The following is a 16,155-nucleotide window of genomic DNA, read 5'->3' as shown; positions in this document are numbered from 1 at the left end:
AGGGCCGCATCCCCGGTGACGGGGGTGCGGCCCTCGCCGTGTCACCGTCACCCGACGGGCACCACACCGGCCAGCCAGTCCAACTGGCGGCGCACATGCACCGCGTCGCCGCCCTCGTGCCCGTTGAACGGGTACGCGTGGATCTCCGTGGGCGGCGGCTCGGCGCCGCTGAGTTCCGCGTACCGGTTGAAGGCGGCGTACGCCCCGCTCGGCGGGCACACCGTGTCGCGCAGGCCGACGCCGAAGTGGGCCGGGGCGTGCGCGCGGCGGGCGAAGCTCACGCCCTCAACGTACGACAGCGTGCGGTACGCGGCGGCCTCGGCGCCCCGGCGCACCGACAGGTACGCCGCGATCTCGCCGTAGGGCCCCACGTCGGTGAGGTCCAGCGCGCGCCGGACGCCGCACAGCAGCGGGGCGGAGACCAGCACCGCCGCCAGGTCCGGCACCAGGCCCGCGACGGCCAGCGCCACCCCGCCGCCCTGGCTGTTGCCGACGGCCGCGACACGCCCCGCGTCCACGCCGGGCAGCGCCCGCACCGCCGCGACCGCGCGGACCGCGTCCGTGATCAGCCGGCGGTAGTGGTAGGCGTACGGGTCGAGCAGGCCCCGTACCGCAGGGCCCGGACCGCCGGGTGCGCCGGCGTGCGGGTCCGGGGTGTCGCCGCCGCAGCCGTACTGGTCGCCCTGACCCCGGTTGTCCATCAGCAGATGCGCGTACCCGGCGGCCGGCCAGGTCAGCCGGTCGTGGGGGAGGCCGCGTCCGCGCCCGTACCCCGCGTACTCGACGACCGCCGGCAGCGGCCGGTCCGCCCCGGCGGGCCTGCTGAACCAGGCGCGCACCGGGTCGCCGCCGAAGCCCCGGAAGGTCACGTCCCAGGTATCGGTCAGCCGCAGTCCGGTCTCCACCGGGTGCGCCGACACCAGCGGGTCGCCGGCCGCCGGCTCCGCGAGGGTGTGGCGCCAGAAGTCGTCGAAGTCGTCGGGCTCGTCCGGGGCGGGACGGTGGTGCCGCAACTCCGTGGGGGGCAGGTCGAACGCGGGCACGGGGGCACCTCGCAGCAGGTTCGGGGAGATCAGACGGCCGATTGTTGCGGTCGAAACCCAGAAAGGTGCGACCGACCGTAACAGCTCACCTCTCTCTTACCAAGGTGCAGGTCAATCATTCCCGACGGCGCGCACGCTTCAACCTCCCGCTCTGCACCGGCCATTGACAGCGCTTTCCCGCTGCCTCTAGGTTGCCGCGAAGTTACCGGCAAGAGCTCGAAAGTTTCGGCACCATATCCCGCGTCCCAGGCCACGGGAGGCCCGAGCATGAGCACCTCCACCACGCCGGCCCCACCACCCGGCACCCAGGACCCGCCCCCGGCACGGGCCGCGCCCCGCCCCGCCCGGCGGCCCGCGCCCACCGGCTGGCGACGGGCGCTGCGCCGCGACTGGCAGCTGTACTCGCTGGCCGTGCTGCCGCTGCTGTTCTTCCTGGTCTTCCGCTACCTGCCGATGATCGGCAACGTGATCGCGTTCCGCCGCTTCGAACCCGGCGGTTCGATCCTGGGGGAGCAGTGGGTCGGTCTCCGCTACGTCGAGATGTTCCTCACCGACCCCACCTTCTGGCAGGTGTTCCGCAACACCCTGTGGATCGGCGGTCTCACCCTCGTCTTCTGCTTCCCCATCCCCATCGTGCTCGCGCTGCTCCTCAACGAGGTGCGCACGCGGGCCCTGAAACGGTTCGTCCAGTCTGTGTCGTACCTGCCGCACTTCCTGTCGATCGTGATCGTCGCCGGTATCACCCTGCAGATGCTCGCCACGGACGGCCCGGTCAACCACGTCCTGGGCTGGTTCGGACAGGACCCGATCCGGTTCATCCAGGAACCCGAGTGGTTCCGCACCATCTACGTCGGCTCCGAGATCTGGCAGACCGCCGGCTGGGGCACCATCCTCTACCTGACCGCGCTCACCACGATCGACGACGACCTGTACGAGGCCGCTCGCATCGACGGCGCGAACCGCTGGCGGCAGATTTGGCACGTCACCTTGCCCGGCATCCGCCCCACCATGATCACGCTGCTGATCCTCAACATCGGCACCTTCCTGGCGGTCGGCTTCGAGAAGATCCTGCTGCTCTACAACCCGCTGACCTACCAGACCGGTGACGTGATCTCCACGTACCTCTACCGCACCGGTGTCGAGTCCAACAGCTTCAGCTACGCCGCCGCCATCGGCCTCTTCGAGGCGGTCATCGGACTGGTCCTGATCACCTCGGCCAACATGCTCTCGCGCCGCACGGTGGGGACGAGCCTGTGGTGACCGTCGACCGGCCCACCCGCGGCTACCGCGTCTTCCAGGGCGTCAACGGCCTGATCCTCACCGGCGTCGTGGTGGTGACGCTCTACCCGTTCCTCAACATCATCGCCCGCTCCTTCAGCGGCGAACGCCAGATCCGCGCGGGCGAGGTGACGCTGTGGCCCAAGGGCTTCAACCTCACCACGTACGAAATCGTCTTCCGGGACGGCACCTTCTGGCGCAACTACGGCAACACCGTCTTCTACACGGTCGTGTCCACCGCCGTCGCAATGCTCCTGACGACCTGTTACGCCTACGTCCTGTCGAAGAGGCACCTCAAGGGGCGCGGACTCCTCGTCGGCATCGCCGTGTTCACCATGTTCTTCTCCGGCGGCCTGATCCCCACCTACGTGTTGATCACCAGCCTCGACCTGAAGAACACCGTGTGGGCGCTGGCCCTCCCCAACGCGATCAGCGTCTTCAACCTGCTGGTGATGAAGGCGTTCTTCGAGAGCCTGCCGGACGAACTGGAGGAGGCCGCGCAGATCGACGGCCTGAACACCTACGGCATCCTCCTGCGGATCGTGCTGCCGCTGTCGAAGGCGGTCGTCGCGACGATGGTGCTGTTCTACTCGGTGTCCTTCTGGAACTCCTGGTTCGGCGCCTTCCTCTACATGGACCGGGCCGAACTCATGCCCGTCACCGTCTATCTGCGCAACCTCATCGCGGGCGCCACCGGTGGCACCGGTGCCGGCGCGGGCACCGAGCAGCTCACCCAGGTCGCGGCCAACATCCAGGCCGTCACCATCGTGCTCACCGCGCTGCCGATCCTCTGCGTGTACCCGTTCGTCCAGCGCTACTTCGTGTCGGGCGTGATGCTCGGCGCGGTCAAGGGCTGAGCCCCAGCCACACCGAGGGAGTAACCGTGAAGAACGCAGGTCAGCTTTCACGACGACAGATCCTGGCAGCCGCGGGCTTCGCCGGCCTCGCCGCCCTCACCGGCTGCGGGAGCGGCGACGACGGCGGGGGCTCCAAGGACCTGTCGAAGAAGCAGAACGGCGCGATGAAGGAGTACCGGGCCGGCCAGCAGTTCAAGGCGGCCGAACCGCTTACCTTCTCGACTCTGCACCTCAGCAACCCCAACTACCCGCCGAAGGACGACTGGCTGCTCTGGAAGGAGATCACCAAGCGCACCGGCGTCACCCTCAAGACCACCGACGTCCCCCTCAGCGACTACGAGAAGAAGCGCAGCCTGCTCATCGGCGCGGGCGACGCTCCCCTGCTCCTGCCCAAGACCTACCCGGGGCAGGAGACCCCGTTCGTGTCGTCGGGATCCGTCCTGGCCGTCAGCGACTACGTGGAGCTGATGCCCAACTTTCGGGACAAGGTGCGCAGATGGAAGCTGGAACCCGAGGTGGACTCGCTGCGCCAGTCCGACGGCCGGTACTACCTGATGCCCGGCCTGCACGAGAAGGTCAAGTCCGGCTACTCCCTCGCACTGCGCACCGACGTCCTCGCCAGGCTGGGCCTGAGCCTGCCGACCACCCTGGACGAGACGGCCGACGTCTTCCGGGCGCTCAAATCGGAGTACCCCGGCAGCTACCCCTTCTCCGACCGCTGGAACCAGCCGGAACCGGCCGGCGCCCTGCTCGGCTACATCGGCCAGGCGCACGGCGTCCGGGCCGGCTGGTCGTACCTGAACACCAGCTGGGACGCGCGCGCCGAGAAGTTCGTCTTCACCGGCGCGACCGACGGATACCGCCAGATGATCGAATACCTGCGGAAACTGGTCGACGAGAAACTGGTGGACCCGGAGGGCTTCACCCAGAGCGACGACGAAGCGGTCAAGAAGCTGCTCTCCGAGAAGTCCTTCGCGATCAGCGCCAACCCGCAGGAGCTGGTCCAGAACTACCGCTACAACCTCCAGCGGCAGGTCAAGGGCTCAACGATCGAGATGATCCCGGTGCCGCTCGGACCCGCGGGACCGGTGGTGCTCGGCGGCTCCCGCCTGGAGAACGGCATGATGATCTCCGGCGACGCACTCGAGCGCGACGACTTCGTCGCCCTCATGCAGTTCGTGGACTGGCTCTGGTACTCCGACGAGGGCCAGAAGTTCACCAAATGGGGCGTCGAAGGCGTCACCTACACCGAGTCCGGCGGCAAGTACCAGGTCGCCGACGGCATCAGCCTCATGGGCTCCGCCCCCGACGCGCCCAAGGACCTCCAGAAGGACTACGGCTTCTACAACGGCGTCTTCTCCTACGGCGGCAGCTGGGAACTGGTCTCCTCCGCCTTCAGCGCCGACGAGCGGAAGTTCCAGGAGGCCATGTCCCGGCGCAAGGAGCTTCCCGTCGACCCCGCCCACCCCCTCCAGTCCATGGAGCAGGAGCAGGCCACCCTCTGGGACACCCCGCTCAAGGACCACGTCCGGCAGAACACGCTCCAGTTCGTCCTCGGCAAACGCCCCCTGACCGAATGGGACGCCTACCTGAGCGAGCTGAAGGCCAAGAACATGGACCGGCTGGTCGACGTGCACAACAAGGCCTACGAACGGTTCCGGAAGGAGCAGGGATGATCCGCGTCCCCGCCGAGCCGGCCGGCCCCTTCCCCGACGCCTGGCGGACGTGCGTCGGCACCGGCCGCCTCGACCTCGCCCTGCGCCGCGACTACCAGGACTCCCTCGCCCTGCTCCGGCGCGAGATCGGCTTCCGGTACATCCGCGGCCACGGCCTGTTCAGCGACGGCATGGCCGTCCACCGCCCCTACACCCACCAGGGCACCCGGCACGTCCACCACTCCTTCACCCACGTCGACCAGGTCGTCGACGCCTACCTGGACGCGGGCATCCACCCCTTCCTCGAACTCGGCTTCATGCCGGGCGGCCTCGCGAGCGGGGACCGCACGGTGTTCTGGTGGCGCGGCAACATCACCCCGCCCCGCGACCTCGCCGAGTGGACCGCGCTGGTCCGGGCGACCCTGACCCACCTCGTCGACCGCTACGGCCTCGACGAGGTCCGCACCTGGCCCGTCGAGGTCTGGAACGAGCCCGACCTGCCCGACTTCTGGCAGGACGCCGACGAAGGCGCGTACCACCGGCTGTACGAGGCGACCGCGCACGCCGTGAAGGAGGTGGACGCCGGGATCCAGGTGGGCGGCCCGGCGGTGTCACCGGGTGCGGGACCGGGCTGGCTGGAACGGTTCGCCGAGTTCGCCGAACGCCGGGACGTGCCCGTCGACTTCGTCTCCCGCCACGCCTACAGCTCCGGGCCCGCCCAGCACGTCCCCTTCGGCGTCCACCAGACACTCGCCCCGGCCGGGAAGCTGCTCGACCAGTTCGCCGAGCCGCGCCGGACCCTGAAGGGCACCCGGCTCGCGGATGCTCCCGTGCACATCACCGAGTTCAACTCCTCGTACCGGCCCGACAACCACGTCCACGACACCGCCTTCCACGCCGCCTACCTGGCCCCGGTGCTGGCGGCCGGCGGCGACCACGCCGACTCCTTCTCCTACTGGACGTTCAGCGACGTCTTCGAGGAGGCCGGCGTCCCCACCGCCCTGTTCCACGGCGGCTTCGGGCTGCTCACCCACCGGCAGGTGCGGAAACCGACGTACCACCTCTACGCCTTCCTCGCCCGGATGGGCCCCGACCTGCTGGCCCGGGGCGACGACCACCTCGTCACCCGGCACCCGGACGGCCGGGTCACCGTCCTGGCCTGGGCCCCCGTCGACCCGTCCGGCGCGACACCCGGCCCGGACGGGCACACCCTGCGGCTCTCCCTCCCGGTCGGCGGGCGGGGCGAGGCGTTCGTCCGGCGCCTGAGCGTGGACGAGGAGCACGGCAACGCGTACACCGCCTGGCGCCGCATGGGCAGCCCCCGCTCACCGCGCCCCCGCCAACTGGACGTCCTCCACGAGGCCGCCGAACCCGCCCGCGGCCACCGGCGCCTGCCCATCGGGGACGGCCGCGTGGACCTGCCCCTCACCCTCGCCCGCCACGAGGTCGCCTTCGTCGAGCTGAGCCCCGTCGAGGACGAGACCCCGCCCTGGTGGGACGAGCGCCGCCTGCTGGGCCGGGAGCCGGGATGAGCGACGCACGCACCGCACGCCCCGCCGGCTTCGGCACCGGCGTCCTCTCCCGCACCGCCGCCCTGATCCACACCCTGCTCACCGTCCAGGCCCTGCTGCTCCTGACCACCGCACCGGGCCTGGCCGGCCTGTTCCTGCTCGCCCCCGACCCCGCGAACCTCCCCCTCGCCGCCCTGTGCCTGCTGCCCCTCGGACCGGCCCTGTCCGCCGCCGTGTACGCCCTGCACCACCGCAGCGCCGACCTCACCGAACTCCACCCGGCCCGCACCTACCGGCGCGGCTGGCGGCTCAACGCGCTGCCGGCGCTGCGGCTGTGGGCGCCCCTGCTGGCCTGGCTCACCGCCATCGCCTTCACCCTCACCCACTTCACCGCCACCGGCCTGCCCGGCTGGTGGGCGGTGCTGCTCGCGGCCGTCGGCGCCGCATCCCTGCTCTGGGGCGCGCACGCCCTCCTGCTCACCTCCCTGTTCACCTTCCGCACTCGCGACACCGCCCGCCTCGCCGCGTACTTCCTGCTCCGGCACGGCCGCGCCACCCTCGGCGCCGCCTCGCTGCTGATCCTGGCCGCCGCGCTGACCGCCCTGCTGACCGAGGCCCTGCCCGCCCTGCTGGCCGCCCCGCTGCTGCTCTCCCTGCTGCACAGCGGGCGCCCCGTGATCGCCGAGACCCAGGAGGACTTCACCGCATGACGGCGCCCCGCACCCCGAAGATCCCGTACGGCGGCGACTACAACCCCGAGCAGTGGCCGGGGGACGTCTGGGACGAGGACCACCGCCTGTTCACCCGGGCGGGCATCGACACCCTCACCGTCGGCGTCTTCTCCTGGTCCCTCACCCAACCCGGCCCCGACACCTACGACTTCACGGTCATCGACCGCGTCCTCGACCGCGCGGCCGCCGAAGACCGCCGGGTCTGCCTGGCCACCGGCACCGCGGCCCTCCCGCCCTGGCTCGCCAAGCGGCATCCCGAGGTCAACCGCACCGACTTCGAGGGCCGCCGCCACCGCTACGGGCAGCGCCACAACTTCTGCCCCAGCTCACCGGCGTACCGGAACGCGGCCACCGCGCTGGCCGCCCGCCTCGCCGAACGCCACGCCGGCCACCCGGCCCTGCTCGCCTGGCACATCAACAACGAGTACGGCGGCGCCTGCTACTGCGACCTGTGCGCCGAGGCCTTCCGCGGCTGGCTGCGCGAACGGCACGGCACCCTCGACGCGCTCAACGACGCCTGGTGGACCACCTTCTGGTCGCACCGCTACACCGACTGGGACCAGATCGAGGTGCCCAGCGCGCTCACCGAGCACTGGCGGGGCCCCGACCACACCGCGTTCCAGGGCATCACCCTCGACTACCACCGCTTCACCACCGACGCCCTGCTCGGCTGCTTCCTGGCCGAGAAGGAGGCGATCCGCGCGCACGACCCCGACACCCCCGTGACGACCAACCTCATGGGCCTGTACCGCCCCCTCGACTACCACCGCTGGGCGCCCCACCTCGACTTCGCCTCCTGGGACAGCTACCCGCCCCTGGACGCCCCGCCCACCCGGGCCGCGCTCGGCCACGACCTGACGCGCGGCCTCAAGGACGGCGCCCCCTTCTGGCTGATGGAGCAGACCCCGTCCACCACCGCCTGCCGTGACGTGAACCCCCTCCGGCGCCCGGGGGAACTGCGCCTGGCCACCTGGCAGGCCATCGCGCACGGCGCGGACGCCGCCCTCTACTTCCAGCTGCGGGCCTCGCGCGGCGCCTGCGAGAAGTACCACGGGGCGGTCATCTGCCACGCCGGCCGCGACGACACCCGCGTCTTTGGCGAAGCCGCCGAGCTGGGCCGGGAACTGGCGGACCTCGGCGACGCCACCCTGGGCGCCCGCACCCCCGCCCGCACCGCCCTGCTCTTCGACTGGGACAGCTGGTGGGCCCTGGAGATCTCCGACGGCCCCTCCCGGCTGGTCCGCTACCCGGACGTCGTCCACGCCTACTACCGGGCCGCCCGCGAGGCCGGCGCCGACGTGGACGTCGTCCCGCCCACCGCCGACCTGACGCCGTACGACGTAGTCCTCGCCCCCGTGCTGCACCTGGTCAAGGGCGACCTCGCCGCACGCCTGGAGACCCTGGTCCGGCGCGGCGGCACCGTGCTCGCCACCTTCCTCAGCGCCCGCTGCGACGAGCACGACCGCGCCTTCCCCACCGACGTGCCCGGCCCGCTCGCCCCGCTGATGGGCATCCGCGTCGACGAGTGGGACGCCCGCCCGGCGGACGTCGTACAGCCGGTCGACCTGGGAGAGGAGCAGGCTACGGCCCGTCTCGTCTTCGAGATCGTGCTGCCGCGCGGCGCCGAGCCCGTCGGCACGTACGGCGCCGACTTCTACGCCGGCACCCCCGCCGTCACCCGCCACCGCGTCGGCACGGGCGAGGCCTGGTACGTCGCCACCGCCCTCGACCAGCCCGGCGTCGACCACGTCGTCCGCCGCGTCCTCGCCCGGCACGGACTCGTCGGCCCCTACGCCGGCCACCGGGCCGTCGAGACCGCGACCCGCGTCACGCCCGCCGGCACCCGCCTGCTGTTCCTCCTGAACCACGCCGCCGAACCGGCACTCCTGACCGCGCACGCCACCGCCACCGACCTGCTCACCGGCAGGCGCACGGACCGGGGCGAGCCGCTTCCCCTCGACCCGTACGGCGTCGCGGTCCTCCGCCTTCAGTGAATCACGCGCCCCCGCTCGTCCGGCACCCCGGACTTGCGCAGGAAGTAGCTGTTGACCTGGTCGCGCCACTCGCGGGCACCGCGCAGCTGCTCCTCGTACCGCTCCGCCACGCGCGCGTGCCGGGCCGGGTCGACCAGGTCCGCGAGGCCCGCCCACACCCGGCGGGCCTCCTCCACCTCCTCCACGCCCTCGAAGTGGGTGTCGTAGATGTGCTGGATCACGGTCTTCCCGCTGTGCAGCACGTGCCCGTAGGGCAGGTGGTGGAAGAACAGCAGCAGTTCGTCGGGGCAGGTGTCCGGCGACTCGTACAGCTTCGACCAGGGCTCGGCGTACTGCGCCGCGTAGCCGGTGCCGGTCGCCGCGCTGCGGTCCACGCCGACGCCGTCCCGGTCGGCGAAGTGGTAGGTGCCCCAGGGGCTGTACTCGTAGCCGTCCACGCTCGGCCCGTAGTGGTGCCCCGGCTGCACCATGAAACCCACCCCGAGCGGTGCCGTGTACTTCTCGTACGTCCGCCAGGAGCCGTCCAGCACGGCGCGCAACCCGGCCACCAGCCGGGCCCCGGCCCCGGGATGGGTCAGCGCGATCCACTCGCCGAGGACCGCGTGCGGGTCCGCCGCCGGATCCCAGGCCAGGCGTCCGAAGGTGTAGAGGTTGGCCTGGGCGAGCGGGTGACCGGTCCAGAACGGGTCGTCACCCACGTTGGACACGGCCACCAGACCGTCCGCGAGCCGTCCGGTACTCACCTCGCCGTCCGGCCGGAACCGCAGTACCTCGCTCCACATCGGGCCCAGCCAGCACACGTGCCGCTGCTGCCCGGTGTACTCCTGGGTGGCCTGCACCTCCACCGCGAGCCGGGTGCGCGGCATCGCTCCGATCAGCGCAGAGACCGGCTCGCGCACCTGGAAATCCATCGGCCCGTGCTTGACCTGGAGCACCGCGTTCGGGGCGAAGTCGCCGTCCAGCGGCACGAAGTGGTCGTGGGCGGCCCGGGCCCGGTCCGTCGTCCGGTCCCGCCAGTCCTGGCGGTGGTCGTAGACGAACGCCCGCCAGTGCACGGTGCCGCCGTGCGGCGCGAGCGCGGCGGCCAGCAGGTTGGCGCCGTCGGCGTGGGTGCGGCCGTACGCGAACGGGCCCGGCTGACCCTCCGAGTCGGCTTTCACCACGTATCCGCCGAAGTCGGGGATCGCCTCGTACACCCGCGCCGTCGCCCCGGCCCACCAGGCCCGCACCCGCTCGTCCAGCGGGTCGGCGGTGGGCAGGCCGCCGAGGACCACCGGCGCCGCGAAGGTGACCGACAGATGGGTGCGGACGCCGTAGGGCCGCAGCGCGCCGGCGATGGCCGCGACCTCGCCGATCCGGTCGGTGAGCAGGTGCGCCTCGGTGTCGTGGACGTTGACGTTGTTCACGGCGACCGCGTTGATCCCGCAGGCAGCGAGCAGCCTGCCGTACGCCCGCACCCGGGCCAGGTCGCCGCGCGCCCGGCCGTCGGACCAGAACAGCGAGCCGCCCGCGTAGCCCCGTTCGACCTGGCCCATGACCGGGTGCACGGCCACGTTGTCCCAGTGGTCCAGCATCCGCAGCGCCACCGCCGGACGGTGCTCCTCGCGGGTCCGCCCGCCCCGGAAGGCCTCCTCGCCGAGCCGCACGACGTGGAACAGGCCGTACAGCAGCCCGCGCCCGCCGGACGCCGTGACGGTGGCCGTACCGTCCTCGCGCACGTACGCGAAGCCCTCGTCGTCGGCCCCGTCGGTCGGCTCCGGGATGTCCAGGACGAGGTCGGCCGGGGCGCCCTCGGGCACGATCCGGCCGCCGAACCGCTCGCACGCCGCCGCGACCTCGCCGCGCACCGTGTCCGCGAGCGGCCCCGTCGCGCGGACGAGGGTGCGCCGGCTGCCGACCGCGCGGAAGGCGGCGGGCGGCAGCCAGGCCGGGTCGATGTCCATCGGTCAGGCGACCGCTCCGCCGGTGCCGCGTGCCGCCGCGATCTGGTCGGTGCGGCCGGCTCCGTCGTACACGGTGATGTCGACGGACGCGCCGTCGGGGATGGAGAGGTCCTTCACCGTCAGGTCAACGGTCTGAGAGGTGCCCGGCGCCGAGAAGGTGCCCAGGTCGTGGTAGGAGCCGCCGGACGAGTAGCCGACGGCCACGTAGAACGTGTCGCCGTCGTTCCTGGTGTCGTAGACCCACAGCTTCTCGCCGCTCGGGTGGAACTCCACCTTGCCGACGAACCAGCCCGCGTCGTTCAGCTCCATCTTGACGGCGGTGCCGCCCGCGTCGTGCGCGAAGTACGTGCCGTCGAACGGGTCGGTGAGGCTGCCGCCGCTGCACGGGCAGTCACCGGTCTGGCGGTAGTACGTGGAGACGCTGGGATCGGGGTCGTACGCCTGGGCCGGCGTGGCCGTCGCGAACAGGGCCCCGGCCGCCAGCAGCGCGCCCGTGACCAGTCCCGTGATCCGTTTTCCGATACCCGTCCGCACGGTGTTCCCCCTCCGACGACGCGTGAGGCGCCGGCCGGCGTCCGCCGGTGGCGCCCGCTCATTCTGGAGCATCCGTCACGCGTGGGGAATGGGTCGTCACACGGGAGTGGCGGGTTCGGGCCACAAGCCCCAACCCGCCACCCCCGTGCCTCATCCGCTCACGCCAGCAGCTCCACCTCCGCCAGCGTGTGCTCGCCGTCCAGGACCAGCCGGTACTTCGCGTACGTGCCCGGCGACTTCACCGAGAACGCCCGGGTCTGCCGGTCCCAGGCGAAGGACTCGCCCGAGCGCTGGTCCAGCGTCCGCCAGGTCGTGCCGTCGGCCGATCCCTGGAGCTTCCAGCCGGTCGGGGCCTTCGCCCGGTCCGCCGGCGACGTCAGGGTGTACTGGACCGCCTCGGCGCCCTTCTCGGACACCGGCAGGTCCACCGACGTCACGCTCGCGTCCGTCGCCGACGTGTCGTCGAACAGGGCGCCCTCGGCCTCGATCGCGTCGGCGCGCGGGGACGGCACCTCGTCGTCCTTGGTGATCGACACCGGTGCCGCGTTGTCGCCGGTGCCCCACGAGGACGGCCGCGGGCCCATGTCGAACTCCAGGACGCCGCCCTTCGCGATCAGCGAGTGGGGGAGCGAAGTCGAGTTCCAGCGCTTTCCGTTGACCTTCAGTCCCTGCACGTAGACGTTCTCCGTGCTGTTCTTCGGCGCCTTGACGACCAGCTCGCGGCCGTTCTCCAGCTCGACGGTCGCCTTGGTGAACAGCGGGGAGCCGATGGCGTACTCGCCGCTGCCCATCACCAGCGGGTAGAAGCCGAGCGAGGAGAAGAGGAACCAGGCCGACTGCTCGCCGTTGTCCTCGTCGCCGTGGTAGCCCTGCCCGATGTCGCTGCCGGTGTAGAGGCGGGAGAGCACCTCGCGGACGTTCTTCTGCGTCTTGTACGGCTGCCCGGCCGCGTCGTACATGTACAGGGCGTGGTGGGCGACCTGGTTGGAGTGCCCGTACATGCCCATGCGGACGTCCCGCGCCTCGGTCATCTCGTGGATGACACCGCCGTAGGAGCCCTTGAACTCCGGGGAGGCCGTCTCCGGGGTGGTGAGGTACTCGTCGAGCTTGTCGCCGAGGCCGTCCCGGCCGCCGTACAGGTTGGCCAGGCCCCGGCTGTCCTGCGGGGCGGTGAAGGCGTAGCCCCAGCCGTTGGTCTCCGTGTAGTCGTGGCCCCACACGCGCGGGTCGTACTTCCCGGAGTCGACGCGCCAGTCGCCCGCGAGGTCCTTGCCCTGGAAGAAGCCGGCCTTCGCGTCGAACATGTTGACGTAGTCCTGGGCGCGGTTCAGGAAGTACGCCGACTCCTCCCGGTACCGCTTCTCGCCGGTCTCCTTGTAGAGCTTCTCGCCCATCTTCGCGATGCCGTAGTCGTTGAGGTAGCCCTCCAGCGCCCACGACATGCCCTCGTGCGTCGCCGTGCTCGTGTAGCCGAGGAACGGTGAGGTGTCCATGCCCTTGCGGCCCACGCCCGAGGACGGCGGCACCACGGTGGCGTTCTTGACGGCCGCGTCGTACGCCGCCCTGGCGTCGAAGTCGACGCCCTTGACGTACGCGTCGGCGAACGCCACGTCCGAGGAGGTGCCGGTCATCAGGTCCGCGTAGCCGGGCGAGGACCAGCGGGAGGTCCAGCCGCCGTCCTTGTAGTGCTGCACGAAGCCGTCGACCAGCTCACCGGCCTTGGACGGGGTCAGGAAGGAGTACGCGGGCCACGTGGTCCGGTAGGTGTCCCAGAAGCCGTTGTTGACGTACACCTTGCCGTCGACGACCTTGGCGCCGGTGTGCGTCGGGGTGTCCTCCTGGACCGCCTTCGAGAACGGGGAGGCGTACTTGTACTTCCCGTCGACCTTCTCGTGGCCGGCGTTCGGGTACAGGTACAGCCGGTAGAGGCTGGAGTACAGCGTGGTCAGCTGGTCCTGCGTGGCGCCCTCGACCTTCACCTTGCCGAGGATGCGGTCCCACTGCCTCTGGGCGTCGCGCTTGACCCTGTCGAAGGAGGTGCGCTGCGGGATCTCCTGGCGCAGGTTGTCCTTCGCCTGGTCGACGCTGATCAGCGAGGTGGCGATGCGCAGCGTCACGGTGCGGTCCTTGCCCGCGTCGAAGCTCAGGTGGCCCTTGACGCCGCTGGAGCCGCCGCCGGTGACCTCGCTGTCGAACTCGCCGTGGACGAAGAGCCGGGTGGCGCCCGCGGACCCGCCGGATCTGACGTCCGAGTAGCCGGAGAAGGTGCCGTTCTCCTTGTCCAGGGTCAGGCCGCCCTTGTCCTCGACGTTGTCGAAGATCACGCTCGCGTCGTCACCGGGGTAGGTGAAGCGCATCATCGCCGCGTGGTCGGTCGGCGCCATCTCGGCCTTCAGGCCGTTCTCGAACCGCACCCCGTAGTAGTACGGCCGGGCGGTCTCGTTCTCGTGGCGGAAGGCCAGCTCGCGGGCTTCCCGGCCGGTGTCCGGGGTGCCGGAGGCGGCGGACGGCATCACCTGGAAGGTCTGCCGGTCGCCCATCCAGGGGCTCGGCTCGTGGCTCGCGCCGAACGCCTGGAGCGTCGGCAGGTTGTCCGCGTTGTTGCCGCGCGCGTAGTCGTAGATCCAGCTCAGCGAACCGGAGTTGGTCACCGGCGTCCAGAAGTTGAAACCGTGGGGCACGGCGGTCGCGGGGAAGTTGTTGCCGCGGGAGAAGCTGCCGCTGGAGTTGGTGCCGCGGGTGGTCAGCGCGTAGTCGGAGAGGTGGGCCTTCGGCCGCTCCGGCTCCGCGCGCTCGATCGCCACGTCGTCCAGCCAGCCGCGGAACTTCGCCGGGCCCTTGGGGGAGTCGTACGCCACCAGGATCCGGTCGACGGTCTTGCCGGCCGCGACCGACCCGATCCCCGACTTCACGCTGTTCCACTGGTTCACGTACAGCACCTTGGCGTCGCCCTGGCCGCGCGGGGTGAGCGGGAAGCCGTGCTGGTCCGTCGCGTCGAGGTCGCTCAGGTAGCTGCCGTCGGTGAAGGCGAGGTCGACGGAGACGTTGGTGGCGTCGTAGTCGAGGTCGCCGTCCGCCATCGACGGGAAGATCTTGTAGGAGAGCTCCGTGCGGCGTTCGACCTTCACATCGACGTCGAAGACCTTGTTGTACGAGAACGCCCGGCCGTCCGCGGTGTGCCGGCCGGCGTACTTGAGGGCCCGCTTGCCGGTGAAGCCGGCTCCCGCCTTCGCCGTCGGCGAGCCGCTCGGGCCGCGGTCGACGACGGAGAGCATGTCCTCGGGGACGGGCGTGTCGGTGGCGGCGGTGGCCAGTTGGACGTCGGCGAGCTGCAGCGCGTCGCCCGCCCCGTTGTTCCTGGTGACCTCCAGCCGGAAGTGCCGGAACTCGGCGACCTCGGCGAGGTCGTACGTCTTCGTCCGGAACCGCTCGCCGAAGGATTCCCCGGAGCGGGTGTCGACGGTCTGCCAGGTCTCGCCGTCCGCCGAGCCCTTGAGCGTCCAGTCCATCGGGTCGCGTTCGGCGTGGTCGTTGGCGGAGGTGAGCGCGTACTTGGCGATCTTCGCCGGCTCGTCCAGGGCGAACTCGACCCAGCCGGTCTTCTCGAAGGTCAGCCACTTGGTGCCCGGCTCACCGTCGACGAGGTTCTCCTTCACCTCGCCGCCGCCCGTGTTCTCGGCGCTCGCCCGTACGCCGGTGACGTGTTCGGTGACATTGCCCGGTATGCCGGTGCTGTACCCGCCGTCCACGCCGGCCGACCGCTTGCTGCCGTCGGGGGTCGCGTCCACGGTGCTGACCCAGTCCGGAACCGGGTCGTCCGCCTCGAAGGACGACGCGAACTCCCGGTCCGCCGTGGCCGGTGCGGCGGGCAGCGCGACCGCCGCCCCCTGTGAGCCCACCGCCAAAGCGAAGGCGGTCGTCACCACGACCGCCGGACCCCATCTGTGCCGAACTCTGTACTGCATGCGCCAGCACCCTCCCTGCGCTCACTGGGAAATGGACAACGTTGTCACTTTCGATACGCAAGGACTAGTAGCGCTTGAAGGGGTCAATGGTGTCAAGGGTGTTGACTGTGGCGCCTGGGTCCGGTGCCCGGGAAATTTCCTTCAGGGGACACGCAGGCCGCTCATATTTCCGCGAGGTCTCAACTCGGAAAAGACGTATGAGGAACCTTGCATTCGATCTTGCTCCGTCAGTGTTAAGTGGACTATACCTGTCGGCACTCCGGGGCATCTTCACCGCACCCGACCTTGTACGGCCGCACTTCCTGCATGACCCAGCTTGACCCGAACGCGGTGCCGGGGAGGATCCGGTTCACCGCCTGAGTCCTGGAGAAGGCGAGGACTTGAGCATGGGATCCACCACCGGTGTGGGCCATCGCGATCTGATCGGGCGGAGCGCGACCGCCGCTCCGGCCTCGGCGACTGTTGTGCCGGCATCGCTCAGCTGATCATCGGCGCCGCACCGCGGTTCCGAGACGACGGCGACAACGCCTCACGTGCGGCCGGCGCAGGACCGGTCCGGTCACGGCGGCCGCACACGCAGCACACCCGGACAGAACCAATCGATCAGTGAGGATGCAGAGATGACCATTCGTGCCGGCTCTCTT

The 16,155-nt window shown here is 70.9% G+C and carries 10 protein-coding genes; 6 read left to right on the top strand and 4 right to left on the bottom strand.

Features of this window, described 5'->3' with window-relative positions:
• Positions 1–47 precede the first annotated feature (47 nt).
• Entirely contained in the window at positions 48–1,043 is a 996-nt protein-coding gene (locus tag ACH4F2_RS06790; protein WP_398131620.1) for an acetylxylan esterase, read from the bottom strand.
• A gap of 267 nt (positions 1,044–1,310) precedes the next feature.
• Between ACH4F2_RS06790 and ACH4F2_RS06785 the strand changes: the two genes are divergently transcribed.
• The 6 genes from ACH4F2_RS06785 to ACH4F2_RS06760 are packed head-to-tail and all read left to right on the top strand — an operon-like array spanning position 1,311 to position 9,069.
• Positions 1,311–2,303 (top strand): ABC transporter permease, encoded by a 993-nt coding sequence (locus ACH4F2_RS06785; RefSeq protein ID WP_398131619.1) that lies wholly within the window; start codon positions 1,311–1,313, stop codon positions 2,301–2,303.
• Positions 2,297–3,178 carry a carbohydrate ABC transporter permease gene (locus tag ACH4F2_RS06780; protein WP_398131618.1) on the top strand — a complete coding sequence of 294 codons (882 nt, stop codon included), beginning with the start codon at positions 2,297–2,299 and terminating at the stop codon, positions 3,176–3,178. The genes ACH4F2_RS06785 and ACH4F2_RS06780 overlap by 7 nt, the downstream gene beginning before the upstream one ends.
• 26 nt (positions 3,179–3,204) lie before the next feature.
• Positions 3,205–4,854, top strand: coding sequence for an extracellular solute-binding protein (locus ACH4F2_RS06775; protein ID WP_398131617.1), 1,650 nt, complete (start codon positions 3,205–3,207; stop codon positions 4,852–4,854).
• Positions 4,851–6,365: a xylan 1,4-beta-xylosidase gene (locus ACH4F2_RS06770; RefSeq protein ID WP_398131616.1), complete on the top strand. Its 1,515-nt coding sequence runs from the start codon at positions 4,851–4,853 to the stop codon at positions 6,363–6,365. The genes ACH4F2_RS06775 and ACH4F2_RS06770 overlap by 4 nt, the downstream gene beginning before the upstream one ends.
• Positions 6,362–7,054: a hypothetical protein gene (locus ACH4F2_RS06765; protein WP_398131615.1), complete on the top strand. Its 693-nt coding sequence runs from the start codon at positions 6,362–6,364 to the stop codon at positions 7,052–7,054. The genes ACH4F2_RS06770 and ACH4F2_RS06765 overlap by 4 nt, the downstream gene beginning before the upstream one ends.
• A complete protein-coding gene (locus ACH4F2_RS06760) occupies positions 7,051–9,069 on the top strand; it encodes a beta-galactosidase (RefSeq protein ID WP_398131614.1) in 2,019 nt (672 codons plus the stop codon). The genes ACH4F2_RS06765 and ACH4F2_RS06760 overlap by 4 nt, the downstream gene beginning before the upstream one ends.
• Here ACH4F2_RS06760 and ACH4F2_RS06755 read toward each other — a convergent pair.
• The 3 genes from ACH4F2_RS06755 to ACH4F2_RS06745 form a co-directional block, all read right to left on the bottom strand.
• A complete protein-coding gene (locus ACH4F2_RS06755) occupies positions 9,063–11,012 on the bottom strand; it encodes an alpha-glucuronidase (RefSeq protein WP_398131613.1) in 1,950 nt (649 codons plus the stop codon). The genes ACH4F2_RS06760 and ACH4F2_RS06755 overlap by 7 nt on opposite strands.
• A 3-nt stretch (positions 11,013–11,015) precedes the next feature.
• Positions 11,016–11,546, bottom strand: coding sequence for a hypothetical protein (locus ACH4F2_RS06750; RefSeq protein WP_398131612.1), 531 nt, complete (start codon positions 11,544–11,546; stop codon positions 11,016–11,018).
• A 158-nt stretch (positions 11,547–11,704) separates the two neighbouring features.
• A complete protein-coding gene (locus ACH4F2_RS06745) occupies positions 11,705–15,511 on the bottom strand; it encodes a GH92 family glycosyl hydrolase (protein WP_398131611.1) in 3,807 nt (1,268 codons plus the stop codon).
• Positions 15,512–16,155 lie beyond the last annotated feature (644 nt).

Source organism: Streptomyces sp. NPDC017890 (assembly GCF_044328675.1).
Taxonomy (GTDB): domain Bacteria; phylum Actinomycetota; class Actinomycetes; order Streptomycetales; family Streptomycetaceae; genus Streptomyces.
Note: the sequence above shows the minus strand (reverse complement) of the source record. Positions and strands in the feature narration are given on the sequence as shown.